The organism is Bauldia sp. (assembly GCF_020442045.1).
Classification (GTDB): Bacteria; Pseudomonadota; Alphaproteobacteria; order Rhizobiales; family Kaistiaceae; genus Bauldia.
The window spans coordinates 1-13,434 of sequence record NZ_JAGRLA010000178.1 but is presented as its reverse complement, the minus strand read 5'-3'; the positions used below and the strand labels follow the sequence as shown (position 1 = coordinate 13,434).

Annotated in this window: 17 protein-coding genes; 7 read left to right on the top strand and 10 right to left on the bottom strand. The window is 67.7% G+C overall.

Annotated features, from left to right (window positions below; genetic code table 11):
* The first annotated feature begins 39 nt into the window (after positions 1-39).
* The 4 genes from hslV (at position 40) to KDJ86_RS19535 (ending at position 3,587) form a co-directional block, all read left to right on the top strand.
* On the top strand, positions 40-591 hold the full coding sequence (hslV, locus tag KDJ86_RS19550; protein WP_291749791.1) for an ATP-dependent protease subunit HslV: 552 nt from the start codon (positions 40-42) through the stop codon (positions 589-591).
* Positions 581-1,105 (top strand): GNAT family N-acetyltransferase, encoded by a 525-nt coding sequence (locus tag KDJ86_RS19545; RefSeq protein ID WP_291749789.1) that lies wholly within the window; start codon positions 581-583, stop codon positions 1,103-1,105. Before hslV ends, KDJ86_RS19545 begins: the two co-directional genes overlap by 11 nt.
* Entirely contained in the window at positions 1,102-2,409 is a 1,308-nt protein-coding gene (hslU, locus tag KDJ86_RS19540; RefSeq protein ID WP_291749786.1) for an ATP-dependent protease ATPase subunit HslU, read from the top strand. Before KDJ86_RS19545 ends, hslU begins: the two co-directional genes overlap by 4 nt.
* A gap of 248 nt (positions 2,410-2,657) precedes the next feature.
* The gene (locus KDJ86_RS19535) at positions 2,658-3,587 is read left to right on the top strand and encodes a DUF1402 family protein (protein WP_291749783.1); all 930 of its coding nucleotides are present in this window, start codon (positions 2,658-2,660) and stop codon (positions 3,585-3,587) included.
* Between the two features lie 24 nt (positions 3,588-3,611).
* Here the strand turns inward: KDJ86_RS19535 and KDJ86_RS19530 are convergent, their stop codons facing one another.
* From KDJ86_RS19530 to KDJ86_RS19520, 3 genes are all read right to left on the bottom strand, one after another.
* Positions 3,612-3,977 (bottom strand): Smr/MutS family protein, encoded by a 366-nt coding sequence (locus KDJ86_RS19530; RefSeq protein ID WP_291749780.1) that lies wholly within the window; start codon positions 3,975-3,977, stop codon positions 3,612-3,614.
* Positions 3,978-4,195: 218 nt separating this feature from the next.
* Positions 4,196-5,302, bottom strand: coding sequence for a murein transglycosylase A (mltA, locus tag KDJ86_RS19525; RefSeq protein ID WP_291749775.1), 1,107 nt, complete (start codon positions 5,300-5,302; stop codon positions 4,196-4,198).
* 18 nt (positions 5,303-5,320) lie between these two features.
* The gene (locus tag KDJ86_RS19520) at positions 5,321-6,040 is read right to left on the bottom strand and encodes a Tim44/TimA family putative adaptor protein (protein WP_291749773.1); all 720 of its coding nucleotides are present in this window, start codon (positions 6,038-6,040) and stop codon (positions 5,321-5,323) included.
* Between the two features lie 204 nt (positions 6,041-6,244).
* Between KDJ86_RS19520 and secB the strand changes: the two genes are divergently transcribed.
* Positions 6,245-6,787 (top strand): protein-export chaperone SecB, encoded by a 543-nt coding sequence (gene secB / locus KDJ86_RS19515; RefSeq protein WP_291749770.1) that lies wholly within the window; start codon positions 6,245-6,247, stop codon positions 6,785-6,787.
* A gap of 31 nt (positions 6,788-6,818) precedes the next feature.
* On the opposite strand, the gene KDJ86_RS19510 is transcribed toward secB, so the two are convergent.
* Both KDJ86_RS19510 and nth read right to left on the bottom strand, forming a co-directional pair.
* Positions 6,819-7,820 carry an adenosine kinase gene (locus tag KDJ86_RS19510; protein WP_291749768.1) on the bottom strand — a complete coding sequence of 334 codons (1,002 nt, stop codon included), beginning with the start codon at positions 7,818-7,820 and terminating at the stop codon, positions 6,819-6,821.
* 77 nt (positions 7,821-7,897) lie between these two features.
* Positions 7,898-8,611, bottom strand: coding sequence for an endonuclease III (gene nth / locus KDJ86_RS19505; RefSeq protein WP_521085323.1), 714 nt, complete (start codon positions 8,609-8,611; stop codon positions 7,898-7,900).
* An 80-nt stretch (positions 8,612-8,691) separates the two neighbouring features.
* Between nth and KDJ86_RS19500 the strand changes: the two genes are divergently transcribed.
* On the top strand, positions 8,692-9,195 hold the full coding sequence (locus KDJ86_RS19500) for a DUF2244 domain-containing protein (RefSeq protein ID WP_291749763.1): 504 nt from the start codon (positions 8,692-8,694) through the stop codon (positions 9,193-9,195).
* A 140-nt stretch (positions 9,196-9,335) separates the two neighbouring features.
* The gene (locus KDJ86_RS19495; RefSeq protein ID WP_291749794.1) at positions 9,336-10,199 is read left to right on the top strand and encodes a methylated-DNA--[protein]-cysteine S-methyltransferase; all 864 of its coding nucleotides are present in this window, start codon (positions 9,336-9,338) and stop codon (positions 10,197-10,199) included.
* Positions 10,200-10,345: 146 nt separating this feature from the next.
* Here KDJ86_RS19495 and KDJ86_RS19490 read toward each other — a convergent pair whose 3' ends face one another.
* The 5 genes from KDJ86_RS19490 to pyrF form a co-directional block, all read right to left on the bottom strand.
* Complete coding sequence (locus tag KDJ86_RS19490; protein WP_291749760.1) at positions 10,346-10,966, bottom strand: 2,3-bisphosphoglycerate-dependent phosphoglycerate mutase; 621 nt, start codon at positions 10,964-10,966, stop codon at positions 10,346-10,348.
* A gap of 18 nt (positions 10,967-10,984) precedes the next feature.
* Entirely contained in the window at positions 10,985-11,605 is a 621-nt protein-coding gene (locus tag KDJ86_RS19485; RefSeq protein ID WP_291749757.1) for a hypothetical protein, read from the bottom strand.
* Positions 11,602-12,420: a 4-hydroxy-tetrahydrodipicolinate reductase gene (gene dapB / locus KDJ86_RS19480; RefSeq protein WP_291749754.1), complete on the bottom strand. Its 819-nt coding sequence runs from the start codon at positions 12,418-12,420 to the stop codon at positions 11,602-11,604. Before dapB ends, KDJ86_RS19485 begins: the two co-directional genes overlap by 4 nt.
* Before the next feature lie 78 nt (positions 12,421-12,498).
* Complete coding sequence (locus KDJ86_RS19475; RefSeq protein WP_291749752.1) at positions 12,499-12,810, bottom strand: DUF1330 domain-containing protein; 312 nt, start codon at positions 12,808-12,810, stop codon at positions 12,499-12,501.
* The coding region (gene pyrF, locus KDJ86_RS19470) for an orotidine-5'-phosphate decarboxylase (RefSeq protein ID WP_291749748.1) at positions 12,807-13,434 on the bottom strand (628 nt) is incomplete at its 5' end. The genes pyrF and KDJ86_RS19475, both read right to left, overlap by 4 nt.

Below are 13,434 nucleotides of genomic sequence, written 5' to 3'. Positions count from 1 at the left end.
GCCTGCCGCGGCCTGCTGCATGAAGGAAGACTGCGTTCCATGAGTGATTCCGCGACGACGTGGCACGGCACCACCATTGTCAGCGTCCGCAAGGGCGGCAAGGTGGTCATCGCCGGCGACGGACAGGTTTCCGTCGGCCAGACCGTCATGAAAAGCAATGCGAAGAAGGTCCGCCCGCTCGGCAAGAGCGGCGTCATCGCCGGCTTTGCCGGGGCGACGGCCGACGCCTTCACCCTGTTCGAGCGCCTCGAGGGCAAGCTCGACCAGTATCCCGGCCAGCTGCTGCGCGCCTGCGTCGAGCTCGCCAAGGACTGGCGGACCGACAAGTATCTCCGCCGCCTCGAGGCGATGATGCTGGTCGCCGACGCCTCGACGACGCTGGTCGTCACCGGCAATGGCGACGTGCTGGAGCCGGAAGGCGGCGTCGCCGGCATCGGATCGGGCGGCAATTATGCGCTGGCCGCCGCCCGGGCGCTGGTCGAGACCGATTTCGACGCCGAGACCATCGCCCGCAAGGCGATGAAGATCGCCGGCGACATCTGCGTCTATACCAACGACAATCTGACCGTCGAGACCCTCGATGCCGTCTGAGACGGCGCATGTCTACGATTTCCGGCCTGTCGAGCCCGCGGACCTCGCGCGGCTCGGCGCCTGGCTCGCCGAACCGCACGTCGCCCGCTGGTGGAGCGATCCGGCGACCGGCATCGCCACGATCGAGGCCCATACCGCGCCGGAGGACTCCGTCGAGCCGTTCCTCGTACTGACCGACGGCCGGCCGATCGGGTATCTCCAGAGCTACAGGATCGACGCGGAAGAGGACCATCCCTATCGCGACCAGCCGCCGGGCACGGTCGGGATCGACCAGTTCATCGGCGAGGCCGACCTGGTCGGCAGGGGCCACGGTCCGCGCTTCATCGATGATTTCGTCCGACGGCTCTTCGAAAGCGGCGTGCCGCGCGTCCTCGTCGACCCGGCCCCCGACAACACGGCGGCGATCCGGGCCTATGACAAAGCCGGCTTCCGCGCGATCGACCGACGCACCTCCATCTACGGTCCCGCCATCCTCATGGTGCGGGATCGCGAACACCGGATGAGTTTCCAATGACCACCTTCTCCCCCCGCGAAATCGTCTCCGAGCTCGACCGCTACATCATCGGCCAGGCCGATGCGAAGCGCGCCGTCGCCATCGCGCTCCGCAACCGCTGGCGCCGCCAGCAGCTTACCGGCCAGATGCGCGAGGAAGTGCTGCCCAAGAACATCCTGATGATCGGCCCGACCGGCATCGGCAAGACCGAGATTTCGCGCAGGCTCGCCAAGCTCGCCGGCGCGCCGTTCATCAAGATCGAGGCGACCAAGTTCACCGAGGTCGGCTATGTCGGCCGCGACGTCGAATCGGTGATCCGCGACCTCGTCGAGATCGGCATCGCACTGGTCCGCGACCGCAAGCGCAAGGAAGTCGTCGCCAGGGCGGAACTCGCGGCCGAAGAGCGCGTGCTGACCGCCCTTGTCGGCGAATCGGCGAGCCCGGCAACCCGCGAATCCTTCCGCAAGAGGCTCCGCCAGGGCGAGCTCGACGACAAGGAGATCGAGATCGAGGTGCGCGACGCCACAGGCGGCATGCCCTCCTTCGACATCCCCGGCATGCCCGGCGCCAGCGTCGGCGTGATGAATATCGGCGACATGCTCGGCAAGGCCTTCGGCCAGCGCACCAAGACCCGGCGGGTGACGGTCGGCGACTCGCATCCGCTGCTGGTCGCCGAGGAATCCGACCGCCTGCTCGACGACGAGCAGGTCGTCCAGGAAGCCATCGCCTCGGTCGAGAATGACGGCATCGTCTTCCTCGACGAGATCGACAAGATCTGCGCCCGCGAGGGCCGCTACGGCGGCGACGTCAGCCGCGAGGGCGTCCAGCGCGACCTGCTGCCGCTGATCGAGGGGACAACGGTCGCCACCAAGCATGGACAGGTCAAGACCGACCACATCCTGTTCGTCGCCTCCGGTGCCTTCCACATCGCCAAGCCCTCCGACCTGCTGCCCGAATTGCAGGGCCGGCTGCCGATCCGCGTCGAGCTGCATCCGCTGACCACCGAGGACTTCCGCCGCATCCTGACGGAAACCGAGGCGAGCCTGATCAAGCAGTATGTGGCGCTGATGGCGACCGAGGGGGTCGAGCTCGAGGTCACCGACGACGCCATCGATGCGATCGCCGAGATCGCGGTGTCGATCAACTCGAATGTCGAGAATATCGGTGCCCGGCGCCTGCAGACGGTGATGGAGCGGATCCTCGACGAGGTCAGCTTCACCGCGGCCGATCGGAACGGCGAAAAGATCGTCATCGACGCCGATTATGTCGAAAAGCATATCGGCGACCTTGCGCGGAACACCGATCTCAGCCGCTTCATTCTGTGAGGCCGCGGGCGAAGTCTGCCCTTCGCTTGCCTCAATAGCGCTGTTATGATCCCGTCGGCCGGCTGGAAAGCACGGCCGGCGGGGATCGCCGCCGGGCGCGTCGGCGGGAATGGCAGGGAAAACGTGGCATCATTCGACCCACGGGCGGCGTCTTGGGCGGGGATAACGAGGGTTAAGCTAAGCCAATGATGGGATTCAGGCGCTTATTCGCGGCAGGCGCTACAGCCATTGCGATCGCGGTCGCCGGAATGCTGGTGCAGCCGGTCGCGGTTGCCGCCGATGTCATCGTCGTGCCGCCCGGCAACCAGTTCAAGAAACAGCCGAGAATCTATTCGGGATCCCGTGCGCTGACGATGATGGGCGGCGGAACCTTCAAGACCAAGTACCAGAAGGTCTATCGGCTGCTTGCCAGCGATCCGAACCTGATCGCCCGGATCAAGAAGGTCTCGGCGCTCTACGGCATCGACCCGATCCATGTCATCGGGGCGATCGTCGGCGAGCACACCTACAACATCGACACCTACGACACGCTGCAGACCTACTACGTCAAGGCGATGCAGTATGTCTCCAACGACTCGCTGGTCTTCGCCAACCGCGGCGATACGGCTGCGGAGCTTTTCGCCCGGCCGCAATTCGCCAAATGCAACCAGTACAAGATGAATTACGAGGTCTGGGACTGTCGCCAGACGACCTGGGAAAACGTCTTCATGGGACGCTTCGTCGACGGGAAGAAATATCCGCGCGACAGGCTCCATCGCGTCTATTTCGGACCCGCCTTCGCCGGCCAGACCTTCGGATTCGGCCAGCTCAGCCCGGTCGCGGCGCTCGCGGTCACCGATATCGTCCACGCCAAGTCCGGCCTGCCGCTGCTGACCATCGACAATGCGCCGGAAGTCTACCAGAACATCATGAATCCGGAGACGTCGCTGCATTACGTGGCGGCCAATATCAGGGTCTCGATCGACCTCTACAAGTCGATCGCCGGCTTCGATATCTCGCAGAATCCCGGCATCACCGCGACGCTCTACAACCTCGGCAACGCGGCGACGCGGGCGCGCATCCTGCGGGCCGAGAACCAGAAGCGGGCCAAGGCCGGCAAGCCGCCCATGTATCCGCAGGAAAATTTCTACGGGTGGTTCGTCAACGACAAGGAAGCGGAGCTCCGCAAGCTTCTCTAGGCTTCCGCACCCCGCCTGGCGCGCTCAGTCCCTCAGCCGGCGGATCCGCACATAAAACGCCCCGGCGCCGCCATGGCGCCGGCCGGCCTCCGAGAAGCCGCTGACGATCGGCTGGAAGGCGCTAGATCTCAGCCATTCCGGCACCGACCGCCGCAGCACCCCGCGCTCGTGCATGCCATAGGCCGTCGGCTCCCCCGGACGGCCCTTGCCGGTAATCACCAGCGCCACCCGCGCGCCATCGGCTTGCGCGTTCTCCAGGAACCCGAGAAGCCGCCGGTGCGCCGCGCTTTGCGTCAGGCCGTGGAGATCGATGCGGGCGTCGACGCGAATCCGCCCACGGGTGAGGCGCGCGATGGTCCGCCGGTCGAGCTCGGTCGGCCTCTGCTGCACCGGGCGCGGCTCCGACGCGGGTGGCCGGCTGGCTGGCCGGGGTTCGCGTGGCTTTCGCGGCGGCGATTCGGCCTTTGCCGGCAGGGAATCCGGCTTCGCGTCATCCTTTGGGACGGCACTTCGCCGCGAAGCGGGGCGAAGCGGCTTTGCGCTGTTCTTGACCGCCGCCCAAAGCCGCTCGTCCTCCTCGCTCAGGCCCTGGCGGGGCGGCCGCCGGCTCATGGCGCGCGCCCCTCCGCCCCCCTGCGCGGCACAAAGAGGATGAACCGCCCCCGCGCCGCGAGGCCGCCGGCGATCGCGCCGGCCGCATCGCCCGAGCCGATGAAGATGTCGCCCCGCGCCGCGCCGACGATCGCCGAGCCGGTATCCTGTGCGACCATCAGGTGGCGGAAGGGCTTGCGGTCGGCGAGGACGGTATCGACCCAGGCGGGCCCGTGGAAGCTGTGGATCAGCCGGTCGACGGCGAGGCTTCGGCCGGGCGTCAGCGGCACCTTGGCGGCGGCGACCGGTCCGAGCCCGGGATCATCGACCGGCGCCTCGCGGAAGAAGATGAAGGAGCGGTTCTCGGCCATGACGCCAGCCGCCTCGTCGGGATGGGCGGCGAGCCAGGCCCTGATCGTCTCCATCGTCGCGCCGCCGGAGGGGAGTTCGCCCCTTTCGATCAGCACCCTGCCGATCGGCGTATAGGGGTGGCCGCTCTTGGCCGCGTAAGTGATCCGCATGTCGCCGCCTTCGGCGAGGCGGATTCGCGCCGCGCCCTGGATATGGATGAAGAAGGCGTCGACCGGATCGGCGAGATAGACGAGCTCCAGCCCCCGGCCCTTGAGGAAGCCGGCTCCGATCCCGGCCCGGTCGGGATAGGGCGCGAATCCACCGGCGAGCCGCCGCGCGAAACGGGTGCCGGGCTCGATTCCGGCCGGCGGATCGTCCGGATCGACCTCGACGAGGTCGTCCGGCCGACGGTAGATCGGCGTCGAGAAAGCCGCCGACGGCGTCCGCGAGCCCGGCACCACCGGTTCGTAATAGCCGGTGAAGAAGCCCGGACCGGACGCCGGATGAACCTCGAAGGGGCGGAATTCGGCCTCGAAGAAGGCCCGCGCCGCTTCCTCGCCGACGTCCCCCAGCGCTTCGGCCCGGGCGATCGAGGCCGCGAGGGCGACCGGGTCGACGCCGGTGGACCGGCGCTTCGGGGGATGGCTGTCGAGAACGGCGGCGCCCTGCCGCAAGGCGGCCATGGCAGCCCGATGGTCGTCCTCGGTCCAGCCCGGAATATCTTTGAAATCAACCGGTTCGAGTTCGAAACCGGGGGCCGCGCCCGTCGCCATCTGCACGGGGGCCGAGGTTCACTCGACCGATTCGGTCGCGACCAGCTTCCAGTTCGGGTCGCGCGAAGCGACGTCGCGCGCGAAGGTCCAGATGTCGGTCACATCACCGACATGGACCGGATCGCCATCGATGACGTTGCCCTCCTTGTCGTGGGTCGCCGAGATCAGCTTGGACAGGAAGCGGACGGTGATCTGCGCCGTGCCACCCTTCAGCGAGGCATCGGTGATCTCCGCCTTGTCGATGCCGACAAAGCGGAACTCGATGGTCTCCTGGCGGCCCTCGCGCTCGGTGATCGCGGCGACGAAACCGTCATAGACTTCACGGCTGAGCAACTGCTTCAATGTCTTGCGGTCGCCTTCGGCAAAGGCGGTGACAATCATCTCGTAGGCGCCCTTGGCGCCGGCGATGAAGGTGTCCGGGTCGAAATTACGGTCCGCGGTGGCGATCGCCCGAAGCGCCTCGTTGAGCGACGAGCCTTCCGGCGCAAGGGTCTTGATCTGTGCCTCGGCCGCTGGAGCGATCACCGGCGCGTCGGTCGCGCCATTCGACCGCCTCGGCGGCAGGCTGATCACCTTTTCGTCGCCACTCGCCGTCGGCGGCGCTTCGTGGCGCGAATACGGGTCGAAAGGCGGCCGCTCGTTGCCGGTTCGCCGGCCGAGCACGTTCCTCAGGCGGAAGAAGATGACAACCGCCAGCACCAGGAAAATGATGGTGTAGATATCGACGAAGCCGTTCATACGCTCGGGGTCCTGTCCCACCCGGGGGATTTAGCACGAAAAGCCTCGAGGGGACGATGTTTTTACAATGTAGTGAACGATCGTGGCAGATGCGAGTCCATCAACCGCATTCGCTTGCCTTGTAAGCCCGCCATCCGCGTGTTAGCCCCCGGTGGGCCGGGCCCGCTTGGGGCCCGACGGGAGCGAGTGACAGGGAACGGGTACATGGCCGAAGACAATGGAAGCAACGGCGGACAGCCTGCGGGAAATGCCGCGCCGGGCGGCGCGGCGCCAGGTGGCGCAGCGCAACAGGCACCGCAGAATCTCGGCGTCCTCGCCCAGTATGTGAAGGACCTGTCCTTCGAAAGCCCAGGCGCACCACAGTCGCTCCGCGAGCGCGGCGCGGCGCCCGCCATCAACATCACCATCGATGTCCAGCCGGGCCCGGTGACCAACAACGAAGTCGAGGTCGAACTCAAGGTCGAAGCCCAGGCCCAGGCTGGCGAGAAGGTGCTTTTCGCCATCGAGCTGTCCTATTGCGGCCTCTTCCGGCTGACCAACATCCCGCCCGAGGCCGTCCAGCCGATCCTCAGGATCGAATGCCCCCGGCTGCTTTTCCCCTTCGCACGCCAGATTCTCGCCGATGCGAGCCGCAACGGCGGCTTTCCGCCCCTGCTGATCGATCCGATCGACTTCCTGGCGCTCTACCGCCAGCGCCTCGCCCAGGCCCAGCAGGCAGCGCCCAAGCCGCCGACCGAGACCGCCTGAGCACCGGGCCCCGGACGCGGGGCTTCAGCCATCAGAATTCGAAGCCGGACTGGCGGGCAAGATCGGCGAGCGATACTGCCGGCCGCGGTCCGACATGGCCGATCACCTCCGCGGCGGCGATCACGCCGAGCCGGGCGGAATCCGCGTGGTCCATGCCGCGCGCGAAGCCGAACAGGAAACCCGCCGCGAAGAGGTCGCCCGCACCGGTGAGGTCGGCGACCGTGTCGACCGGCACCGCCGGTATCTTCTTCACCCCGTCGCGCGCGACGACCAGCGCGCCTTCGGCGCCGATCGTCACCGCCGACAGCGGGCAGTCGCCGGCAAGCGCGGCGACCGCCATATCGAGGCTTGCCGTCTCGTAGAGGGACCGCAGCTCCGAATCGTTGGCAAAGAGGATATCGATGGTGCCGTCGCGCATCAGGCCGAGGAATTCGTCGCGGAAACGATCGACGCAGAAGGGATCGGACAGGGTGATCGACACCTTGCGGCCCGCCGCATGGGCGATCGCGGCAGCGCGGCGGAAGGCCTCCTTGGCTTCCGGCGGATCCCACAGATAGCCCTCGAGGTAGGTCACCGCCGCGTCCGAGACGACCGCCTCGTCGATATCGGCGGGGCTCAGTGCCTGGCAGGCGCCGAGATAGGTGTTCATCGTCCGCTCGCCGTCTGGCGTGATGAGGATCATCGAGCGGGCGGTCGGCGCACCTCCGGTGAGCCGTGCGGTGCCGAAATGAACGCCGATCGCCCGCATGTCATGGGCATAGACGTCGCCGAGCTGGTCGTCCGCGACCTTGCCGATGAAGGCAGCCTGGCCGCCAAAGGAGGCGATGCCGGCCGCGGTGTTGCCGGCCGAGCCGCCGGACGCCTCGATCGCCGGCCCCATCGCCGCATAGAGGCTCTCGGCCCGCTCGGCATCGATCAGGTGCATCGTGCCTTTGTGAAGGTCCTCGGCGACGATGAAGTCGTCCTCGGCGCGGGCAAGGATGTCGACAATCGCATTGCCGATGCAGAGCGCGTCGAATTTCGGTTCGGTCATGGTAATCCGTTGAAAAGAATGGCGGGAAAGGCGGGCGGACTATAGCGGCCGCGCCCGGCCGCGCAACCGCGCGGGCCTCACACCGTCTTGGCCGGATAGCGGCAGAGGTCGTTGATCAGGCAGGCCGGGCAGTCGGGCTTGCGCGCCTTGCAGACGTAGCGGCCGTGGAGGATCAGCCAGTGGTGGGCATGGAGCCGGTATTCGGCCGGCACCACCTTTTCCAGCCCCGCCTCGACCGCCTCGACGGTCTTGCCGGGCGCGAGGCCGGTGCGGTTCGAAACCCGGAAGATATGGGTATCGACGGCGATGGTCGGCTCGCCGAAGGCGATGTTGAGCACGACATTCGCGGTCTTCCGCCCCACCCCCGGCAGCGACTGGAGCGCGTCGCGGTCACGCGGCACCTTGCCTCCGAATTCGGCGACGAGCCTCCGTGACAGGGCGACGACGTTCTTCGCCTTGGTGCGGAAGAGGCCGATGGTGCGGATCAGCTCCGTCACCTTTTCCTCGCCGAGCGCCGCCATCTTCTCGGGTGTGTCGGCGGCGGCGAAGAGGGCCGGTGTCGCCTTGTTGACCCCGGCGTCGGTCGCCTGGGCCGACAGCACCACCGCGACCAGCAGGGTGAAGGGATTGCTATAATGGAGCTCGCCCTTCGGCTCCGGCATTGCCTTCTCGAACCGCGAGAACATCTCGGCGATGTCGGCGCGGGGCATTTTCCGCGTCCCGGTGGCCGGCTTGCGGCCCGTCGCCGGCTTCCGCCGCTTGTCCGCCGATATGCCTGGTGTCCTGGCCAATCCCGTCTCGCCCCGCCGCCGTCGCCCGCGACCACATGTGCCGCTTTGAATCGCTTCGTCCAAGTCTATACTCAGCCAACATGACCACGGGCAATGTCACAGGCGAAATCGGGAAGGAGCCGATCTTCGCGGCGCGGCTGACCCCGCACCGCTCGCTCAGCCCGACCGGCTTCGTGCTGGTCATGCTGGCGCTGGTCTCCTGTTCCTTCACCGCCGGCCTCGCCTTCTGGATGATGGGCGCCTGGCCGGTGGTCGGCTTTTTCGGCCTCGATATCCTGCTGGTCCAGCTCGCCTTCCGGATGAACTACCGGGCAGCGCGGGCATCGGAGGATGTCGTCGTCTTCCCCGACCGGCTGATGGTGCGCCGAACGTCGCCCAGCGGGAGAGCCACCGAGTTCAGCCTCAATCCTTACTGGGCGCGGCTTGAGCTCGACCGCCATCCGGAGATCGGGGTTACCGGCGTCAACCTCACCTCGCATGGCCGGCGCTACCCGATCGCCGGATTCCTCGGCCCGCATGAGCGCGAATCCTTCGCCCTGGCGCTGTCGGCCGCCCTGGCGCGGGCGCGGGCCTATCCGGCCTGAGGCGCTTTCCACGACCCTTGCAAGAATCGGGTGGCGCGCGCTTGCCGGGACCCCTAGGTCGGGGGCAGCATGAACCTGACCAGCGGGGTCGAAAAATGTCGCTTTCCACCCTTTCCGACTTGACCATCGAGGTGCCGCCGATGCCCGTCCAGCGCTCGCAACCGCGGAGCGACTACGAGATCGTCCGCCGCGCCATCGAATACATCTCCGGCAACTGGCGCGACCAGCCGTCGCTCGAACGGATCGCCGAGGTCGTCGGCATGCGGCCCCTCGCCCTGCAGCGCCTGTTCACGCGCTGGGCGGGCCTCTCGCCGAAGGCCTTCGTCCAGGCGCTGACCCTCGATCACGCCCGCTCGCTGCTCGACGATTCGGCCTCGGTTCTCGACGCCTCCTACGAGGTCGGGCTTTCCGGGCCCGGCCGCCTGCACGACCTCTTCGTCACCCATGAGGCGATGACGCCTGGCGACTACAAGGCGCGCGGCGCGGGCCTCGTGCTGCGCTTCGCCTTTCATCCCTCGCCCTTCGGCCAGTCGCTGATCATGGTCACCGACCGGGGGTTGGCCGGCGTCGCCTTCGCCGACCCGGGCGACGAGCGGACGGCGCTCGCCGACATGCAGGCGCGCTGGCCGAGGGCGCATTACGTCGAGGACGCCGTTGCCACCGCGCCCTATGTCAGCCGCATCTTCGATCCCGAGACCTGGCGGCCCGACCGGCCGCTCCGCATCGTGATGATCGGCTCGGATTTCGAGCTCAGGGTGTGGGAGACGCTGCTCAGGGTGCCGCTCGGCAAGGCGACCACCTATTCCGACATCGCCGCCCATATCGGCCGGCCGACGGCGGCGCGGGCGGTCGGCACGGCGGTCGGCCGCAACCCGATCTCCTTCGTCGTGCCCTGCCATCGCGTGCTCGGCAAGGGCGGCGGCTTCTGTGGCTACCACTGGGGCCTCACCCGCAAGCGCGCCATCCTCGGCTGGGAGGCGGGCGTCTCGACGCAGGAGGGCTGAGGCTTCTTCCCTGCGTCCTTCAAGGCCGCCCGCGGCGGCTCCTCAGGATGGCGGACCGGGCAGTTAAAAAGCGAAACCCTCCGCGCCATGCCGAGGCACGAGGGCAAAGCCCTAGCCTTGGAGCACGCAAGAGCCCGCCAGCCGCCCTATCCCGCCAGCTCGCGCTTCTCGGCGACCGTGGTGTCCTCGTTGAGGCGATAGACCACCGGCAGTCCGGTCGGCAATTCGAGCTTGACCACCTCGTCGGGGGTCAGCCCGTCGAGCGCCATGATCAGGGCGCGCAGCGAATTGCCATGGGCGGCGATCAGCACGCCCTCGCCGCGCATCACATGCGGCTGGATCAGGTGCAGGTAATAGGGCCAGACCCGCGCCCCGGTATCGCGCAGCGACTCGCCGCCCGGCGGCTGGGTGGCGTAGGAACGCCGCCAGACATGGACCTGCTCCTCCCCCCATTTCGCCCGGGCGTCGTCCTTGTTGAGACCGGAGAGATCGCCGTAATCGCGTTCGTTCAGGGCCTGGTCGCGGGTGATCGGCAGGCCGGTCTGGCCGAGCTCGTCGAGCATCAGGTCGAGCGTCCGCTGGGCCCGCGTCAGCGCCGAGGTATAACAGGCGCCGAAGGTCAGCCCCTCCGCCTTGAGCCGCTGGCCGGCGGCCTTCGCCTCGGCGACGCCCTGCTCCGAGAGATCGACGTCGCGCCAGCCGGTGAACAGGTTCTTGAGGTTCCATTCGCTTTGTCCGTGGCGGACGAGGACGAGCAGTCTATCCATGTTTACATCCCATTTCGGCTAGGGGCTTCGGGTGATCTGGCCGAGGATATCCTGCATCCGGGCCCGTGTCGTTTCGGTGAATTCGGGCGACAGCACCGCGTCGCGATCGGCGATGCTGAGGCGGCTTGCCTCGTCGGTTAGGTGTCCGGCCATGGCGGCGTCGGTGAATCCGGCGCAGCGCACGAAGTAGGAAAGCTCACGCTGCCCGCCCCTGCCGGCGACATAGGCCCAGGCTTCGGGGATGGTGTCGAAATAGATCAGCGAGATCCGGTCCGCCTCGACCGCTTCGACGACATCGACATAAACGGCCCCGATCTCCTCGGGGTCGCTGCTGAACGCCATCTTGCAGGCCTCCGTCCGCTTGTCGGCAAGCAGCGTGCAGAGGCCGGAGCCGTAGCGGAGATAGCGGATGGTGCCGTCGCTGTCATAGCGGGCGGCGTCGAGGTGATAGTTGACGAAGGAGCCGTCCGGTCCCTGGCGGAAGAAGCCGTTGGCGCAGGAAAGCCGCGTGTCGTCGAGGCTCTCGTCGGGAAGGCTGGTGGCGAAATAGCCGTGATAGGGATAATCCTCGGCGCCGGCCGGCGCCGACGGAACCATGCCGAGACAAAGCAGCGCGGTCCCGGCGGCGGCGCGTCTCATGCGCTCGCTCCGAGCCCCAGGACGTCAGCCATCGAATAAAGCCCCGGCTTCTTCTCCCGTCCCCACAGCGCCGCCTTGACCCCGCCGCGCGCGAAGATCGAGCGATCGCCCGCCTTGTGGGTCAGCTCGATCACCTCGCCCTCGCCGGCAAAGAGCACCCTGTGCTCGCCGACCACCGAACCGCCGCGCATCGTCGCGAAGCCGATATCGCCGGCCTCGCGGGCGCCGGTATGACCATCGCGCACCCTGACCGAATGCTGGGCGAGATCGATGCCCCGCCCCTCCGCCGCCGCCTTGCCGAGCAGCAGCGCGGTGCCCGAGGGCGCGTCGACCTTGTGGCGATGGTGCATCTCCAGCACCTCGATGTCGAAATCGTCGTCGAGGGCCCTGGCCGCCTCTCGGACGAGGACCGCGAGGAGATTGACCCCGAGGCTCATGTTGCCCGACTTGATGACCGGCGCATGACGCGCGGCCGCGGCGATCTTCGCCTCGTCCTCGGGCCCGAGCCCGGTTGTGCCGATGACATGGACGATCCGCGCCTGGGCGGTCAGCTCCGAGAAGGCCACCGTCGCCTGCGGGACCGTGAAATCGAGCACGCCGTCGGCCTTGACGAAAACCGGCAGCGGATCGTCCGTGACGGCGACGCCGTTCGGTTCGAGCCCGGCAAGGACGCCCGCGTCGCTGCCAAGTTCCGCCGCGCCCTCGCGCTCGACGGCACCGGACAGCACGACGCCCGGCGTCTCCGCCACCACCCGGATCAGCGTCCGGCCCATCCGCCCGGCGGCGCCGACGACGACCAGCTTCATGTCATCCATGGAAAACCCCATCCGCTCCCTGAAAGCGTATCACGGGCGCCGCCGGAGGAAAGCGGCAGGTGACCGGGGAACGGCGGCCTAGCCGTCGGCCGGCTGCGGCCCGTCATAGCCCCCGACGACCACGACGTCGACCACCGCGGAATCGCCGCGCTCGGCTATCGCATGCTGGTATTCGGGTGACCGGTAGCAGGCCTTCGCCGTTTCGACATCCTTGAATTCGAGCACGACGTTGCGCTCACGCGCCTCTCCCGACATGACCTCGAAGGCACCGCCGCGGACGAGGAAGCGTCCGCCGTATTTCTTGAAGGCCGCTGCGTTGGCCGCGAGATATTTCTTGTAGCCCTCCGGATCGTGGACATCGACGCGGACGATCCAGTAACCCTTGCTCATGCTTCCCCCTTGCCGGTGATGGCGGTTTCGATTTCGGCGACGATCGAATCCGCCGCGGCCTTCGGATCGGCGGCGGCGTTGATCGGCCGGCCGACGACCAGATAGTCGGCCCCGGCGCGGATCGCCGTCGCGGGCGTCGCCACCCGCCGCTGGTCGCCGGTATCGGCCCCGGCGGGGCGGATGCCCGGGGTGACGATGGCGATCGCCGGACCGGCGATGCGGCGTATCGTCGTCGCTTCCGCCGGCGAGGCGACGATGCCGTCCATGCCGATGTCGCGGGCGAAGCCGGCGCGCGCCGCGACAAGCTCGGCCGCGGTCGCGGCATAGCCGGCCTCGACGACGTCGCTGTCGTCCATCGAGGTCAGCACCGTGACGCCGAGGAGCTTCAGCGGCGCGTCGCCCCGCGCCTCGACAGCGGCGCGCATCGCTTTCGGATAGGCGTGGATGGTGAGGAAGGTGACGCCGAGCCTGGCGATATTCTCGACTGCGTGGTGGACGGTGTTGTCGATGTCGAGGAGCTTGGCGTCGAGAAAGACGTTCTTGCCGGCCGCGACGAGGTTGCGGGCGAAGTCGATCCCACCGGCGAAGATCAGCTGCAGGCCGACCTTGTAGAAGCCGACGCTG

Bases quoted from the DNA above. Each gene is read 5' to 3' on its own strand.
- hslV (WP_291749791.1), top strand. From the start codon at position 40: ATGAGTGATTCCGCGACGACGTGGCACGGCACCACCATTGTCAGCGTC.
- KDJ86_RS19545 (WP_291749789.1), top strand. From the start codon at position 581: ATGCCGTCTGAGACGGCGCATGTCTACGATTTCCGGCCTGTCGAGCCC.
- hslU (WP_291749786.1), top strand. From the start codon at position 1,102: ATGACCACCTTCTCCCCCCGCGAAATCGTCTCCGAGCTCGACCGCTAC.
- KDJ86_RS19535 (WP_291749783.1), top strand. From the start codon at position 2,658: ATGCTGGTGCAGCCGGTCGCGGTTGCCGCCGATGTCATCGTCGTGCCG.
- mltA (WP_291749775.1), bottom strand. From the start codon at position 5,302: ATGGCGACGGGCGCGGCCCCCGGTTTCGAACTCGAACCGGTTGATTTC.
- KDJ86_RS19520 (WP_291749773.1), bottom strand. From the start codon at position 6,040: ATGAACGGCTTCGTCGATATCTACACCATCATTTTCCTGGTGCTGGCG.
- secB (WP_291749770.1), top strand. From the start codon at position 6,245: ATGGCCGAAGACAATGGAAGCAACGGCGGACAGCCTGCGGGAAATGCC.
- KDJ86_RS19510 (WP_291749768.1), bottom strand. From the start codon at position 7,820: ATGACCGAACCGAAATTCGACGCGCTCTGCATCGGCAATGCGATTGTC.
- KDJ86_RS19500 (WP_291749763.1), top strand. From the start codon at position 8,692: ATGACCACGGGCAATGTCACAGGCGAAATCGGGAAGGAGCCGATCTTC.
- KDJ86_RS19495 (WP_291749794.1), top strand. From the start codon at position 9,336: ATGCCCGTCCAGCGCTCGCAACCGCGGAGCGACTACGAGATCGTCCGC.
- KDJ86_RS19490 (WP_291749760.1), bottom strand. From the start codon at position 10,966: ATGGATAGACTGCTCGTCCTCGTCCGCCACGGACAAAGCGAATGGAAC.
- KDJ86_RS19485 (WP_291749757.1), bottom strand. From the start codon at position 11,605: ATGAGACGCGCCGCCGCCGGGACCGCGCTGCTTTGTCTCGGCATGGTT.
- dapB (WP_291749754.1), bottom strand. From the start codon at position 12,420: ATGGATGACATGAAGCTGGTCGTCGTCGGCGCCGCCGGGCGGATGGGC.
- KDJ86_RS19475 (WP_291749752.1), bottom strand. From the start codon at position 12,810: ATGAGCAAGGGTTACTGGATCGTCCGCGTCGATGTCCACGATCCGGAG.